The sequence below is a fragment of the Testudinibacter crocodili genome, from assembly GCF_006228025.1.
Lineage (GTDB): Bacteria > Pseudomonadota > Gammaproteobacteria > Enterobacterales > Pasteurellaceae > Chelonobacter.
The window spans coordinates 14804-29147 of record NZ_VDHF01000046.1; the positions used below are offsets into that span (position 1 = coordinate 14804).

Below are 14344 nucleotides of genomic sequence, written 5' to 3' on the forward strand. Positions count from 1 at the left end.
TCAATCATCAACGGGATATCGACGGATATCCCGTAAACCTTATCGGTCATAATCACTCATGGATATCAATCATGACTATTAATATTTATGATTCAGCCTACGCTTATCTATTTGATCAAAATACTTCAGTGGAATGCCTGTTCACAGATGCCGTTTGGGCAGAAGGGCCGGTCTGGCTACCGGACGAAAGTGCGGTTATCTTCAGCGATGTAAAAGGCAATAAAATGTTTAAATGGCACGAAAAAGGCACTGAGATTTTTCGCAGCCCTTCCGACTTTGCCAATGGCAATGCCCTTTGGACGGATGGCTCACTGTTAACCTGCCAACATGGCAGCCGTAGCCTCAGCCACACCGATAAACAAGGCAAGGTGTCGACTTTAGTTGATCATTACGACGGGCGCCGTTTCAACTCCCCTAACGACCTGGTAGTGAAATCCGACGGCACGGTGTGGTTTACCGATCCCCCTTACGGTATTCTCAGCAACGACGAGGGCTATCAAGCCGCCAGTGAGATAATCGGCTGCTATATCTACTGCTACTGCCCACAACAAAACCAGACTAAACTGGCAACGTTTAATACCATGCGCCCTAATGGGTTATTTTTCTCCCCTGACGAGAAAACCTTATATGTAGCAGACATGTCCGGCGTAGAATTCAGCGATGGATTACACCACTTGGTCGCCTTTGATGTCAACGGATGCCAACTGAGCAATCGCCGCACCATTTGCGAAATCAACCCCGGTATTCCGGACGGATTTTGTGTGGATCAACATGGATTAATCTATTGCAGTTGCGCTGATGGCGTGCTGATCATTACGCCACAAGGAAAAATCGTCGCAAAAATTACGTTAGGCAAAACCACGTCAAATTGCACCTTAGGCGGCAAGGCTCAAAATCAATTGTTTATCACCGCCGACAACTGTCTGTTCCGAGTGCGGTTAAACACCAAAGGCTTTCAATATAATGCTTTTGATTAGGCTAACTCGCTTCGATACACCATGTTACGGGTGTATCGAATAGCAATTCTACCTATAACTTCAACACTTTAACATTGTGATAGCCCAATTGGTGCAAATACAACGCTTGCAATTTGCTCATCACGCCACGCTCGCAATACAGCAGATACTGTTTGTCTGCATCTAGCTTGGCAAATGCGGTTGCCAATTTGTAAAACGGAATCGTTAGCATCGTTTTACCGTTGAGTAATAGCGGTTTCTCCTCAACTTCATCAACACTTCGCACATCAACCACCACGTCGTTCTCGCCAACCACGGTGGTGGTTTCTACCTCGTGGGTAATGTCGGAAGTTTGCTCGCCAATATTACGAATATCCAAATATTGTGCACTGCTGACCGCACTGTCTAATATACTGAAATCAAAATGCGCCTCTTCCTGCTCAATCTTCGCTTTAATCGCTTTTACGGTCGGATTTTTTGAGATCACGCCACAAAATTCCGGCATGGATTTGGCAATATCATCGGTACCGATTTGTTTTGCCAATTCAATAATTTGCTCTTTATCATGAGTAATCAGCGGTCGTAACATCAACGCTTCAGAGGCTTCATCAATCAAGCGTAAATTGGTTAGGGTTTGGCTGGAAACCTGCCCTAGCGCTTCCCCGGTGACGATGGCTTGAATCCCGAAACGCTCGGCAACTTTCGAAGCGGCACGCACCATCATCCGCTTTAACACCACGCCCATTTGCCCGTTATCAACTTTTTCCAAAATCTCTGCCACCACTGGCTCAAAATTGATCGCCACAAACCGCACTTTGTGCGAGGAACTGTAACGTTGCCAAATATGATACGCCATCTGTTTCACGCCGATTTCATGCGCTGCACCGCCCAGATTGAAGAAACAATAGTGCACTCGCGAACCGCGCCGAATTAACATATAACTGGAAACACCGGAATCAAAACCACCAGAAATCAGCGATAACACATCCTCCTGAGTCCCAATCGGAAAGCCACCCAATCCCGCATAACGCTGTTTAACCACCATCATATGATCGTCTTCAATATCAATCCGCACGGTGATATCCGGATTGGTCAACTTCACTTTAGCGCTGGCAATCTGTTGGTTCAAGCCGCCGCCGACATAGCGTTCTACATCAAGCGAACTGAATTCATGCTTGCCTTTACGGCGTACGCGTACGCAAAAAGTGCGGTTTTCCAGTAGCTCGCGTTTCGCTTGCAAAGTTTGTTCAAAAATATCGTGCAAACTGCTAAACGGTTTATCTTCCACTTCCAAAATGTGGTGGATACCTGGTGTGCGCTGCAAATAATCCAACAGCAGATCGCGCTGTTGCCAATCTTTACTCCGCACTTCGATGTAATCCCAATGGCGAACCACCGCCACGGTTTGATCGTGTTTAGCCAAGGTATTACGGATATTGCCGGTTAAGATTTTGATAAAGCGTTTGCGCACCGACTCGCTTTTGATCATGATTTCAGGGAATAATTTGATGATAAATTTCATGTAAGCAGACTATTTTTAATGGTTAAAAAAATTTAGCGACATTGTACACGAAATTTATAAAAAAACACCGACAACAAATTGAATCTGAAGTACAATGTGCGGTTTATAAAACAGTATAACGTAATTAATCAGTAAGGACTTGTTTAATGGACAAACTCGGCAATACAAAAAAAACCGATTTTGAATCAACGCTTTCTCAATTGGAAAGCATCGTATCCCGTTTGGAATCAGGCGAATTGCCATTGGAAGAGGCATTAGGCGAGTTTGAAAAAGGGATTAAATTAGCACAACAAGGGCAACAGCGCCTACAAAAAGCTGAACAACGGGTACAGATACTGTTGGAGAAAAGCAGTGCAGCACCACTTGCAGACTATGATAACAATGACTAATCAACACCACGATCAAGCCATGCCGAATTACTGTTTTTCCGACGATCTGAACAGCTTGCACCAGCGAATTAACGGTTTTTTGCAGCAGCGCTTACAACGGTTCGACAGCGCACCGGCACCATTAGCCGATGCGATGCGTTACGGTATTCTATTGGGTGGCAAACGTTTGCGCCCGTTTTTGGTTTATGCCTGTGGTCGCATGCTGCATGCCGAACCGCAAGCGTTAGACTACGCTGCAACAGCGGTTGAGGCAATGCATAGCTACTCGCTAATCCACGATGATCTGCCGGCAATGGATAATGATACGCTACGCCGCGGGCAAAAAACCTGCCATATCGAATTTGATGAAGCCAGCGCTATTCTGGCAGGCGATGCGTTGCAGGCTTTTGCTTTCGAATGCCTGAGCGATATGCCGATGGTGTCCGCCGAACAAAAAGTGGCGTTGATCAAAACCCTTGCCGTCGCTGCCGGTGGACAAGGAATGTGTTTGGGCCAAAGTCTGGATCTCGTTGCTGAACAAAGTGCGGTCAGCCTGGAATTTCTACAACGAATCCATCGCAATAAAACTGGCGCGTTAATTACCGCTGCCGTCGAAATGGGGGTGCTCTCCTCACCGCACTTTGACGATCTTGCTTTGCGTCAACGGCTCGTCCGTTATGCACAAGCGATTGGTTTAGCGTTTCAGGTGCAAGATGATATTTTGGATATCACCGCTGACAGCTCTACTTTGGGCAAAAATGCCGGCTCAGATCTGTTGTTAGACAAAAGCACCTATCCCAAATTATTAGGCTTGGACGGCGCCAAACAAAGAGCTGAACAATTAATTGCCACCGCCAAAGCGGAGTTACAGGATTTGAATTTTAATACTGAACCGCTCATCAACTTGGCGGATTATATTATTCAACGGCATAATTAATGCATTATCCGACGTTGAATAATAAAATTTGAATACTGAAATTTAAATAACGAAATTTAAATAATAAAGAACCCTTGATTTTAACGATGCAACCCACTATGCAAAATTACCCAATTTTAGCTTTAATCAACACCCCTGACGATCTGCGGTTGTTAAATCGCGATCAACTGCCTGCATTATGTGACGAACTGCGCCAGTTTTTGTTGGAATCCGTCAGCCGCACAAGTGGGCATTTAGCCTCTGGTTTAGGCACTGTCGAGCTGACCGTTGCCTTGCACTATGTCTATCAAACCCCGTTTGACCAGCTTATTTGGGATGTAGGCCATCAAGCCTATCCGCACAAAATTCTGACCGGACGCCGCAACAAAATGCACACCATTCGGCAAAAGGGCGGCTTGCATCCGTTTCCGTGGCGCGAAGAGAGCGAATACGACGTGCTGTCGGTCGGCCACTCCTCCACCTCAATCAGCGCCGGTTTGGGCATTGCGATTGCAGCGGAAAAAGAGAATGCCAACCGCAAAACCGTGTGCGTGATTGGCGACGGCGCCATCACCGCCGGTATGGCATTTGAAGCCCTGAACCATGCCGGAGCGATGCACACCGATATGTTGGTGATTTTGAACGATAACGAAATGTCGATTTCAGAAAACGTCGGCGCGTTGAACAACCATTTGGCACGACTGCTGTCTGGTTCGTTCTACTCCTCAATTCGGGAAGGCAGTAAAAAAATCTTAGAAAATCTGCCACCAATTAAAGAGTTTATGAAAAAAACCGAAGAACACGTTAAAGGTTTTGTCTCCGGCGGTACGTTGTTTGAAGAGTTGGGTTTTAATTACATTGGTCCGATTGACGGTCATAATGTAGACGAGCTGGTTTCTACCCTGAAGAACATGCGTAACCTGAAAGGCCCGCAATTTCTGCATGTGATGACCAAAAAAGGCAAAGGTTACGCCCCGGCAGAAAACGACCCGATCGGTTTTCACGGTGTACCAAAATTTGATCCAACATTAGGGACACTACCAAAATCCAAAGCTAATAACCCTAGTTATTCGACCATTTTCGGCGATTGGTTGTGTGAAATGGCAGCACAAGATACCAAATTAATCGGTATTACGCCGGCAATGCGGGAAGGATCAGGCATGGTCGAATTTTCCAACCGCTTCCCACAACAGTATTTTGATGTGGCAATTGCCGAGCAGCACGCCGTTACCTTTGCTGCCGGTTTGGCGATCGGCGGCTACAAACCGGTGGTGGCGATCTACTCCACCTTCCTACAGCGGGCTTACGATCAACTGATTCACGATGTGGCGATTCCGAATTTGCCGGTGTTGTTTGCAATTGATCGTGCCGGTGTCGTTGGCGCCGACGGGCAAACCCACCAGGGCGCTTTCGACATCAGTTTCATGCGTTGCATTCCCAATCTAGTCATTATGACCCCAAGTGACGAAAACGAATGTCGCCAAATGCTGTACACCGGCTATCACTTGAATGCGCCTGCGGCAGTGCGTTATCCACGAGGAGCTGGCATTGGCTGTGAGCTGCAACCTCTAAATGGCTTGCCAATCGGCAAAGCCAACAAAGTCCGTGACGGCAAAAATATTGCGATTTTAAATTTCGGTACCTTGTTGCCACAAGCGCTAGCCGCCGCAGAGAAATTGAACGCCAGCGTGATCGATATGCGCTTTGTTAAACCGTTAGATCAGGCTTGCATTGCCGAAGCAGCGCAACAGCACAGCCTGTTAGTCAGCTTAGAAGACAATGCGATTGAAGGCGGTGCCGGAAGTGCGGTTGCCGAAACGTTAAACCACTTGGCATTACAGCAAAGAATCACCATTCCGCCACTGCTACAATTGGGTTTCCCCGATCATTTCATTGCCCAAGGTGAACAAGCAGAAGTTTTAACAGAATTGCAGCTCGACGCTGCCGGTATTGAGCAACAAATTAGTGCATGTTGGCAGCAATAATCACGGCTGGATAATAAAAATAAAAAATATTGAGATTTTTATGAACTTTTCGACCTATCTTTAGTCTTAATTTATGCTAGTGCACTGCAAATGCAGTTGTCTTTTTACATTTTACTTATTGTAAGACCTCCCCCGATATTTATTCATTGAATATCGGGTTTTCTTTTTTATAACCGTTATTTTTTATAACCGCTTAAGCTTAAAATGAATAGCGCGCTTACACCATCAACTGAATCGCGCTGGCGATCAAAAATAATCCGAAGCCGATAAACACCAGCCCCGACAGATTATCAATATAACGACTATAATTTAGATAAAATGATTTCACGCCTGGGCGGGAAAAAAGGTGGGCGATAAGATAAAAGTAGATAAAACTTTCCAGCAGAATCATCACTGCAATAAAAGCGATTTGCCAATAATCGGTTAAACTGCCGACTAATAAAGAAAAAATACCGCTGAAATAGATAATCGCTTTAGCATTGGCCAGATTGACCAACAAGCCTTGCCGAATGTTCGCCCAATCGGAGACTGGATTGACCGCACGTTGCACACTGATCTGCGCCAGACTGATATTGCGTTTCACTCGCAGCATCAGGCTGCCGAGATAGCTAAGATAAGCACCGCCCAACAGCAATACCGCACTTTCAATCGGGGGATACAATTTGAAAAGTAACGCTAATCCGAGCAGGCTTGCACTCAGCCAAACCACTAAGCCTAGGATAATGCCAACTACGCCCAACACCGCACTACGCTGATTTTCACTGATCGCTTTGCGCGCTACAAAAAAGAAATCAGGGCCGGGGCTAACCAACGCAAACAAATGCACAAAAAACAGTTTAATCACTAAAGCAAACATGGCTAATCGACTCTACAATCCGCCTAAGGTAAATAACAATAACAAGCAAAGTGCGGTATAAACCGCCGCCAGTAAATCATCAAGCATAATGCCGAAACCGTTCTCGACATTTTTATCAAAATATTTGATCGGATATGGCTTCACAATATCAAAAAAGCGAAACAGCACAAATGCTAAGCAATACCACAGCCAATTCTGCTGCGGTACAAACGCCAGCACCAGCCAGATCGCAATAATCTCATCCCACACAATCGCACCGTGATCGTGCACGCCCATATCGTGTGCCGTTTTTTCACACAAATAAATGCCAAGCACAAAACCCGGCACCGCCAGCAACAATAAGAAAAGTGGCGATACAAACTGCAGTAAACCGATGCCCAGCAGCCAGCCTGCCAGAGTTCCCCAAGTACCCGGCGCTGGCGACAACAGCCCCGAACCAAAGCCGAGCGCCAAAAAATGCACCGGATTACGAATATTCAACTGACTTAAGGCACTTTTTTTATCATCTATTTTATCGTTCATTGGCTGCCATCCTTTTCTATTCAGATTTAGAAATGCTCAAAGCCTTGAAAATCTGGCGGCGTCACTTTCTCAGTACCGCGTTTTAAACGAATCATTTGATTAGTATTTTGGCTGCGAATCTGTCCGATACAGGTGTAATCGACCCCGATATGAGTTAATTCTCGTTCTAGTTTCGCGCAGTTTTTATCTGCTACAGTAAAACACAACTCATAATCCTCACCACCAGCCAACGCAAATTGCTCTGCTTTTTCGGCACCAAAAACCGCAATCAACTGTGGCGACAACGGCAGTTTGTCCAGTTTCAGGCTGGCGCTGACCGCACTTCGTTGTAAAATATGTGATAAATCTGCCAACAAACCATCGGAAATATCAATCGCTGCACTGGCATAAGGCGCAATGCTTTGTCCGAACAGCACTCTTGGCACCGGACGCAAATGGCGTTCGATGAGATAGGTTTCAGCTTGGCTAAGTGCGGTATCGCTGTTTTGCCCTCGTTTTTGCTGCAGTAAAGCTAAACCTGCCGCACTGTCACCCAAACTGCCGGTAACGTAAATCCAATCACCTTTTTCTGCGCCGTGACGGCACAATGCCTTATCTCGCGGCAGCAAACCATGAGCGGTAATCGAAATCGAAAGCGGGCCTTTAGTGGTGTCGCCGCCAATCAAATCGACATTATAGTGATCTAAAATTTCAAAAAAGCGGCGGCTGAATGTTGCCAACCAGTGGTGATCCACCTTCGGCAGTGTTAAGGCAAGCGAAATCCATGCCGGCTCGGCACCCATTGCCGCCAAATCGCTGAGATTAACGGCAACGGCTTTATACGCCAGATCGGCAGGATCGATGTCACTGAAAAAATGAATACCTTCGACTAAGGTATCCGTGGTGATCGCCAAGCGTTGGTTGGCCTTAATCTCGGTGATAGCGCAGTCGTCGCCAATGGCTAATGCAACGTCCTTGCGCGGTGTTCGGGTGGACGCATTAAAATACTGACGAATAATACTAAACTCGCTATTTTGCCGCACCATTTACTCTCCTGACCGCACGTTGTGATGTTAAATGTTGAATCTAGCTTATTTTCGTCCAAGCGCCGGTGCCAGTTTATCCAACACCCCGTTAATATATTTATGGCTCTCTTCTGCACCAAATACTTTCGCCACTTCAATCGCTTCATTAATCACGACTTTGTACGGCACATCCGCTTGATATTTCAATTCGTACGCCGCCATCACCAAAACCGCTCGTTCAATCGGATCCAATTCGCCGAAGGCTCTGTCCAAGTGCGGTTCCAGTGTCTGTTGCAAATCGTCGCTATGCTCGGCACTTTGGCTTAATAACTTGCGGAAATACGGCATATCAACCCCTTTCATATCTTGATCTGTGATGAAAGACAGTTCCACTTCGGCAATCTCATTTTTAGAAATAAACCAAGAATACAGCCCTTGCACCGCACACTCTCTGGCACGACGGCGTGGTGATACTTTACTCATTATACCCTCCGTTAGGCGTTATCAATCGCATTCAGCAAATTGATCATTTCCAAGGCGACTAGTGCCGATTCAGCGCCTTTATTACCGGCTTTTGTGCCCGCTCTTTCAATCGCTTGTTCGATATTTTCCGTGGTCAATACACCAAACGCCACTGGAATTTCTGCCTGCATTGCCACTTGCCCCAAACCACTGCTGGCTTCTCCGGCAACATATTCAAAATGCGCCGTGCCGCCACGGATGACCGTACCTAGCGCCACAATCGCATCGTATTTTTTGCTGTCAGCTAAACGACGTGCGACTAATGGCAGCTCATAGGCGCCCGGCGCGTATACCAAGGTGATATTTTCGTCTTTGACTTGTCCGATACGTTTTAATGCGTCGACTGCCCCCTCACGCAAACTTTCATTGATAAAACTATTAAAACGGGCGATAACCACCGCGACTTTAGCTTCTGGCGCAGCCACGACACCTTGTAAAATTTTCATATGCTACCTTGTGAAATTGGATAAAACCATGTTGTTAAATTCGATCGCGGATTCTATCACAACATTCGATTTTATTCAGTACTAAATTCCGCTCAGTGCTTGCTTTAATTGTACACGCTATCCCAGCTTTCCATTCTGCTCAGTAAAGTGCGGTTTTTTGAGCCATTCACGCAATTTCTCTTTTTAATCTAGAAATCAACTGTGGTATTCTTAGCGCCGATTTATCCCTTTATTCAGAGACTATTGTTGATAATCGCGATAACGCGGTTATTTAGGAGGAAAACAAAGACAGTGGAAAACGTTGTTAAAACCAAACCGGTGATTGAGCTGCGTTCAATCCGTAAGGAATATGACGGCAAAGCCATCATTAACGATTTTGATTTATCCATCAATCATGGCGAATTTATTACCATTTTAGGGCCTTCCGGTTGTGGAAAAACCACAATTCTGCGCCTGATTGCCGGTTTTGAGGAACTGAACGGCGGACAAATTATTCTGGACGGACAAGACATTAGTCAAGTTCCGGCAGAACAGCGTCCGGTCAATACCGTTTTCCAAAGTTATGCGCTGTTTCCGCATTTGAGCATTTTTGAAAATGTGGCGTTCGGGCTAAAAATGCAGAAAGTGCCTAGCCATGACATCAAACCACGCGTGTTGGAAGCACTGCGCATGGTGCAGCTTGAAGAATTTGCCGATCGCAAACCGGCGCAACTTTCCGGTGGACAGCAGCAACGAGTTGCGATTGCCAGAGCGGTAGTCAATAAACCCAAAGTATTGCTGTTGGACGAGTCGTTATCGGCGCTGGATTACAATCTGCGTAAACAGATGCAAAATGAGCTGAAAGCGCTGCAACGCCAACTGGGCATCACCTTTATTTTTGTGACCCACGACCAAGAAGAAGCCTTGAGTATGTCGGATCGGATTATCGTGTTGCGTGCCGGCAAATTACAACAAGACGGTACGCCACGCGAAATTTACGAAGAGCCGAACAATTTGTTTGTGGCACAATTTATCGGTGAAATCAATATTTTTGATGCCACCGTGATCGAGCGTCTGGATGAAAAACGGCTGAAAGCTAATGTTGAAGGGCGAATCTGCGATATTTTCGCGACACAATCTGTTTCCGCCGGCAGCCAACTGAAAGTGTTGCTGCGCCCAGAAGATTTACGTCTGGAAGAAGTCAACGAAACCGAGAAAGTCAACGGCATTGTCGGTTATGTGCGCGAACGCAACTACAAAGGCATGACGCTGGAATCCACAATTGAACTGGAAAGCGGCAAAATGGTGTTGATCAGCGAATTCTTTAACGAAGATGATCCGGATGTGGATCACTCACTGAATCAAAAAGTGGCGATTACTTGGGTTGAAAGCTGGGAAGTGGTGTTGCAAGATGAAGATAACAACGCATAAGTTTCAGAATATCACCGTTGCCATTATTTTTGGCTGGTTGATTTTCTTTGTGCTGGTACCGAATATACTGGTATTAGGAACGAGTTTTCTCACCCGTGACACCAGCAATCTAATCGATTTCACTTTTTCACTCGACAGCTACAAACGCCTGTTTGATCCGCTGTATGCACAAGTGATGTGGAACTCGCTGTATATGTCGGGTTTGGCGACAATCATCTGTCTGCTGATCGGCTATCCGTTTGCGTTTATGATTGCCAAACTGCCGAGCAAATACCGCCCTATCCTGCTGTTTATGGTGATTTTGCCGTTCTGGACCAACTCCTTGATCCGAATTTACGGCATGAAAATTTTTCTTGGCGTGCGTGGTGTGTTGAATAACACCCTAATGTCGCTAGGCATTATCGATTCACCGATTCGGATCATCAATACCGAAGTCGCGGTAATCATCGGTTTGGTATATATCCTACTGCCGTTTATGATTCTGCCACTCTACTCTGCGATTGAAAAATTGGACGGACGTTTGCTGGAAGCCGCCAAAGATTTGGGTGCTGGCACCGTACAGCGTTTTGTACGGATTATTCTACCGTTGACAATGCCGGGCATTATCGCTGGCTGCCTGTTGGTACTGCTGCCAGCTATGGGCATGTTCTATGTGGCTGATCTGTTGGGCGGTGCTAAAGTATTGTTGGTCGGCAATGTGATTAAGAGCGAATTTTTGGTCTCACGCAACTGGCCGTTCGGCTCGGCAATCAGCATCGGGCTGACCCTGTTGATGGCACTGTTATTGTATATTTACTACCGTGCAGGTAAGTTGTTGAATAAAAAACCGGAGTTGGAATAATGGGTCGTTTACTACGCAGTGGTTTCATGTTTGTGGTATATGCCTATTTGTATATACCGATTATTATCCTGATCGTCAACTCGTTCAATGCCGACCGCTACGGCTTAAGTTGGAAAGGCTTTAGCTGGAGCTGGTACGAACGCCTGTTCAACAATGACACCTTGATTCAAGCCGCAATTCACTCGGTGACGATCGCATTTTTTGCAGCCACTTTAGCCACCATTATCGGCGGCTTGACCGCGATAGCGCTTTATCGTTATGCCTTTCGCGGCAAAAAATTCGTCGGCGGCATGCTGTTTATTGTGATGATGTCACCGGATATTGTGATGGCGGTTTCACTGTTGGCGCTATTTATGCTGTTTAGCATCAAGTTGGGCTTTGCGTCTTTATTATTGGCTCATATCACGTTCTGCCTGCCGTATGTGGTGGTCACCATTCTGTCACGTCTGAAAGGGTTTGATGTCAAAATGTTGGAAGCCGCCAAAGATTTGGGCGCTGGTGAATTGACGATTCTCGGCAAAATCATTCTGCCATTGGCACTGCCGGCAATTGTTTCCGGTTGGCTGCTCAGCTTCACTATTTCGCTGGATGATGTGGTGGTGTCGTCATTTGTGACCGGCGTAAGCTATGAAGTACTGCCGCTGAAGATTTTCTCAATGGTAAAAACCGGCGTCACTCCAGAAGTCAATGCCTTAGCGACCATTATGATCTTGCTCTCGTTATTCTTGGTCACCTTAAGCCTGTTTATCGGACGCAAAAACAAGTAGTATTGGGTTACCCGCATGACAAAAGTGCGGGTATTTCTTGCTGTTATTTATCTTCTCTATTTCTCTTCTTCGGAGTATTTTACGATGAAAAAACTAAGCGCAGTCTTTACCGTCGGCATTCTTGGCTTAGCCGTGCAAACCGCAGCAAACGCCAAAGATGAAGTGATCTATCTCTATGACTGGGCTGAGTATATTCCGCCCGGACTACTGGAAGATTTCACCGCAGAAACCGGGATCAAAGTGATTTTTTCCAGCTTTGAGTCCAACGAAACCATGTATGCTAAAATGAAAACCATGGGGGAGAGTGGTGGCTACGATGTGATCGCACCGTCCAACTATTTTGTCTCGAAAATGCGCAAAGAAGGCATGTTGATGCCGTTGGATCACAGCAAGCTGCCGTCGCTGCAAGAGCTGGATCCGGAAATGCTGGATAAACCTTATGATCCGGGCAATCAATACTCTGTGCCACAAATCTTCGGCGCCACCGCGATTGCTTACAACAGCGATGTTTATCCTGCCGGTACGTTTAACTCTTGGAATGATTTATGGAAAGCGGAATTTAAAGACAAACTGCAACTGACCGATGATGCCCGTGAACTGTTTCATATGACCTTAGTCACCATGGGCGAAGATCCAAACACCACTAATCCAGAATTAATCAAAAAAGCTTATGATAAACTACTGACCCTACGCCCGAATGTACTGACCTTCAATTCGGACAATCCTGCCAACTCGTTTATCGCCGGTGAGGTCAATGCGGGCATGTTGTGGAACGGCTCAGCGTTTATTGCACGCAAAGAAGGCATGCCGATCAATATTAGCTGGCCAAAAGAAGGCGCGATTTTCTGGATGGACACATTGGCGATTCCTGCGACCAGCAAAAATCCGGAAGCTGCCCACAAGCTGATTAACTATCTGATCAGCGCCCCGGTTGCCGAAAAAGTGGCATTAGAAGTCGGTTATCCGACCCCAAATCTACTGGCACGAAAAAAACTGCCAAAAGAAATTGTGGAAGACAGCCAGTTGTATCCACCGTTGGAAGTGATGAAAAACAGTATTTGGCAAGACGATGTCGGTGATGTTTCCGCCGTGTATGAAAACTATTTTCAGCAGTTTAAAGCAGCAAAATAACAATTACTTGATTAATCTCACAAAAAAGGTCTTCTTTAGAAGATCTTTTTTACGTTATAGCATAAGATAAAACATCAACGGCGTGTTACTACGGAGGATTTTTTCATGCCTAACCACTATCGTTCCAACTCACATATTTCAGCCCAAGTGCGGTCAGCCTGTGCCAAATTAACCAATCAAGACTTGGCACAAACCATGTTGACCATTTTGACCGAACAACGTTTTATCGGACGTTTACCACACTTTACGGTGCAGCACCTTTGTCATAAATTCGATTTGACGGCAAGGGAGCTTTCGATTGCGCTGCTACCGATCGCTGCCGCTTACTCTCTCGCACCGATTTCACATTTTTATGTTGGTGCAGTTGCTATTGGTAGCAGTGGAAATTTCTACTTTGGCGCCAATATGGAGTTTATCGATACCAGTATGCAACAGACCGTCCATGCCGAACAAAGTGCAATTGCCCATGCGTGGATGCAGGGTGAAACCGCACTTGAAGAGATTTCGGTCAATTACGCCCCTTGTGGTCACTGTCGCCAATTTATGAATGAGCTCAATACTGCAGAAGGACTAATCATCAACCTGCCACAGCGCCAGAATCAACGCCTGAGTGAGTATCTACCGAATAGTTTCGGACCTAAAGATCTCAATATCAATGAATTACTGCTGACTCCACGCCATCACGGCTTCAGCCTACTTAACACCGAAGATTTATTGATCGATACCGCACTTGAAGGTATCAACATCAGCCATGCACCTTACAGTGGAGCCTACGCTGGTGTTGCATTGGAAACTGAAGACAACTTCTATTTCATCGGCAGCTATGCAGAAAATGCGGCTTTCAATCCAAGCCTACCGGCACTACAAGTCGCTATCAATCACTTAATCCTTAGCGGATTTGAATTACAAAATATTAAAAGAGCGGTTCTGATCGAGAAAAAAGCCGAAATCAGCCAAAAAGTGATGGCAAAACAGCTGCTGGCAACCTTATGTAAACTTCCGCTACAATATCTTTCAATTGATTAATGCCAAAAAGCCGCTTGGTCATCACCAGGCGGCTTTTATCTATACGGATTAAACGGTATAGTAGACAAAATG

The 14344-nt window shown here is 46.0% G+C and carries 15 protein-coding genes; 9 read left to right on the top strand and 6 right to left on the bottom strand.

Annotated features, from left to right (window positions below; all coding sequences use genetic code 11):
* Positions 1-71: 71 nt before the first annotated feature.
* The gene (locus FHQ23_RS05110) at positions 72-977 is read left to right on the top strand and encodes an SMP-30/gluconolactonase/LRE family protein (RefSeq protein ID WP_139613357.1); all 906 of its coding nucleotides are present in this window, start codon (positions 72-74) and stop codon (positions 975-977) included.
* A 52-nt stretch (positions 978-1029) separates the two neighbouring features.
* On the opposite strand, the gene thiI is transcribed toward FHQ23_RS05110, so the two are convergent.
* Positions 1030-2478 carry a tRNA uracil 4-sulfurtransferase ThiI gene (thiI, locus tag FHQ23_RS05115; RefSeq protein WP_139613358.1) on the bottom strand — a complete coding sequence of 483 codons (1449 nt, stop codon included), beginning with the start codon at positions 2476-2478 and terminating at the stop codon, positions 1030-1032.
* A gap of 146 nt (positions 2479-2624) precedes the next feature.
* Between thiI and xseB the strand changes: the two genes are divergently transcribed.
* The 3 genes from xseB to dxs all read left to right on the top strand — a co-directional run bounded on the left by xseB (position 2625) and on the right by dxs (position 5747).
* The gene (gene xseB, locus FHQ23_RS05120) at positions 2625-2867 is read left to right on the top strand and encodes an exodeoxyribonuclease VII small subunit (RefSeq protein ID WP_139613359.1); all 243 of its coding nucleotides are present in this window, start codon (positions 2625-2627) and stop codon (positions 2865-2867) included.
* Entirely contained in the window at positions 2860-3783 is a 924-nt protein-coding gene (gene ispA, locus FHQ23_RS05125) for a (2E,6E)-farnesyl diphosphate synthase (protein ID WP_442805420.1), read from the top strand. Before xseB ends, ispA begins: the two co-directional genes overlap by 8 nt.
* A gap of 98 nt (positions 3784-3881) precedes the next feature.
* Positions 3882-5747 carry a 1-deoxy-D-xylulose-5-phosphate synthase gene (dxs, locus tag FHQ23_RS05130; protein WP_139613360.1) on the top strand — a complete coding sequence of 622 codons (1866 nt, stop codon included), beginning with the start codon at positions 3882-3884 and terminating at the stop codon, positions 5745-5747.
* A gap of 217 nt (positions 5748-5964) precedes the next feature.
* On the opposite strand, the gene FHQ23_RS05135 is transcribed toward dxs, so the two are convergent.
* The 5 genes from FHQ23_RS05135 to ribH are packed head-to-tail and all read right to left on the bottom strand — an operon-like array spanning position 5965 to position 9097.
* The gene (locus tag FHQ23_RS05135) at positions 5965-6603 is read right to left on the bottom strand and encodes a LysE family transporter (protein ID WP_139613361.1); all 639 of its coding nucleotides are present in this window, start codon (positions 6601-6603) and stop codon (positions 5965-5967) included.
* A 12-nt stretch (positions 6604-6615) separates the two neighbouring features.
* A complete protein-coding gene (locus FHQ23_RS05140; RefSeq protein WP_139613362.1) occupies positions 6616-7125 on the bottom strand; it encodes a phosphatidylglycerophosphatase A family protein in 510 nt (169 codons plus the stop codon).
* Positions 7126-7151: 26 nt separating this feature from the next.
* Positions 7152-8150, bottom strand: a complete 999-nt coding sequence (gene thiL, locus FHQ23_RS05145; protein ID WP_139613363.1) for a thiamine-phosphate kinase — start codon at positions 8148-8150, stop codon at positions 7152-7154.
* 45 nt (positions 8151-8195) lie between these two features.
* A complete protein-coding gene (gene nusB / locus FHQ23_RS05150; RefSeq protein ID WP_139613364.1) occupies positions 8196-8612 on the bottom strand; it encodes a transcription antitermination factor NusB in 417 nt (138 codons plus the stop codon).
* 11 nt (positions 8613-8623) lie between these two features.
* Complete coding sequence (gene ribH, locus FHQ23_RS05155) at positions 8624-9097, bottom strand: 6,7-dimethyl-8-ribityllumazine synthase (RefSeq protein ID WP_139608103.1); 474 nt, start codon at positions 9095-9097, stop codon at positions 8624-8626.
* 291 nt (positions 9098-9388) lie between these two features.
* Here ribH and potA point away from each other — a divergent pair, with 291 nt between their 5' ends.
* From potA to cdd, 5 genes are all read left to right on the top strand, one after another.
* A complete protein-coding gene (potA, locus tag FHQ23_RS05160) occupies positions 9389-10507 on the top strand; it encodes a spermidine/putrescine ABC transporter ATP-binding protein PotA (RefSeq protein ID WP_139613365.1) in 1119 nt (372 codons plus the stop codon).
* On the top strand, positions 10488-11348 hold the full coding sequence (gene potB, locus FHQ23_RS05165; RefSeq protein WP_139613366.1) for a spermidine/putrescine ABC transporter permease PotB: 861 nt from the start codon (positions 10488-10490) through the stop codon (positions 11346-11348). The genes potA and potB overlap by 20 nt, the downstream gene beginning before the upstream one ends.
* Positions 11348-12115, top strand: coding sequence for a spermidine/putrescine ABC transporter permease PotC (gene potC / locus FHQ23_RS05170; RefSeq protein WP_132966627.1), 768 nt, complete (start codon positions 11348-11350; stop codon positions 12113-12115). The genes potB and potC overlap by 1 nt, the downstream gene beginning before the upstream one ends.
* A gap of 84 nt (positions 12116-12199) precedes the next feature.
* On the top strand, positions 12200-13246 hold the full coding sequence (locus FHQ23_RS05175; RefSeq protein WP_139613367.1) for an extracellular solute-binding protein: 1047 nt from the start codon (positions 12200-12202) through the stop codon (positions 13244-13246).
* A 105-nt stretch (positions 13247-13351) separates the two neighbouring features.
* A complete protein-coding gene (cdd, locus tag FHQ23_RS05180) occupies positions 13352-14272 on the top strand; it encodes a cytidine deaminase (protein WP_139613368.1) in 921 nt (306 codons plus the stop codon).
* Positions 14273-14344: the final 72 nt, after the last annotated feature.

Bases quoted from the DNA above. Each gene is read 5' to 3' on its own strand.
- FHQ23_RS05110 (WP_139613357.1), top strand. From the start codon at position 72: ATGACTATTAATATTTATGATTCAGCCTACGCTTATCTATTTGATCAA.
- thiI (WP_139613358.1), bottom strand. From the start codon at position 2,478: ATGAAATTTATCATCAAATTATTCCCTGAAATCATGATCAAAAGCGAG.
- xseB (WP_139613359.1), top strand. From the start codon at position 2,625: ATGGACAAACTCGGCAATACAAAAAAAACCGATTTTGAATCAACGCTT.
- ispA (WP_442805420.1), top strand. From the start codon at position 2,860: ATGACTAATCAACACCACGATCAAGCCATGCCGAATTACTGTTTTTCC.
- dxs (WP_139613360.1), top strand. From the start codon at position 3,882: ATGCAAAATTACCCAATTTTAGCTTTAATCAACACCCCTGACGATCTG.
- FHQ23_RS05135 (WP_139613361.1), bottom strand. From the start codon at position 6,603: ATGTTTGCTTTAGTGATTAAACTGTTTTTTGTGCATTTGTTTGCGTTG.
- FHQ23_RS05140 (WP_139613362.1), bottom strand. From the start codon at position 7,125: ATGAACGATAAAATAGATGATAAAAAAAGTGCCTTAAGTCAGTTGAAT.
- thiL (WP_139613363.1), bottom strand. From the start codon at position 8,150: ATGGTGCGGCAAAATAGCGAGTTTAGTATTATTCGTCAGTATTTTAAT.
- nusB (WP_139613364.1), bottom strand. From the start codon at position 8,612: ATGAGTAAAGTATCACCACGCCGTCGTGCCAGAGAGTGTGCGGTGCAA.
- ribH (WP_139608103.1), bottom strand. From the start codon at position 9,097: ATGAAAATTTTACAAGGTGTCGTGGCTGCGCCAGAAGCTAAAGTCGCG.
- potB (WP_139613366.1), top strand. From the start codon at position 10,488: ATGAAGATAACAACGCATAAGTTTCAGAATATCACCGTTGCCATTATT.
- potC (WP_132966627.1), top strand. From the start codon at position 11,348: ATGGGTCGTTTACTACGCAGTGGTTTCATGTTTGTGGTATATGCCTAT.
- FHQ23_RS05175 (WP_139613367.1), top strand. From the start codon at position 12,200: ATGAAAAAACTAAGCGCAGTCTTTACCGTCGGCATTCTTGGCTTAGCC.
- cdd (WP_139613368.1), top strand. From the start codon at position 13,352: ATGCCTAACCACTATCGTTCCAACTCACATATTTCAGCCCAAGTGCGG.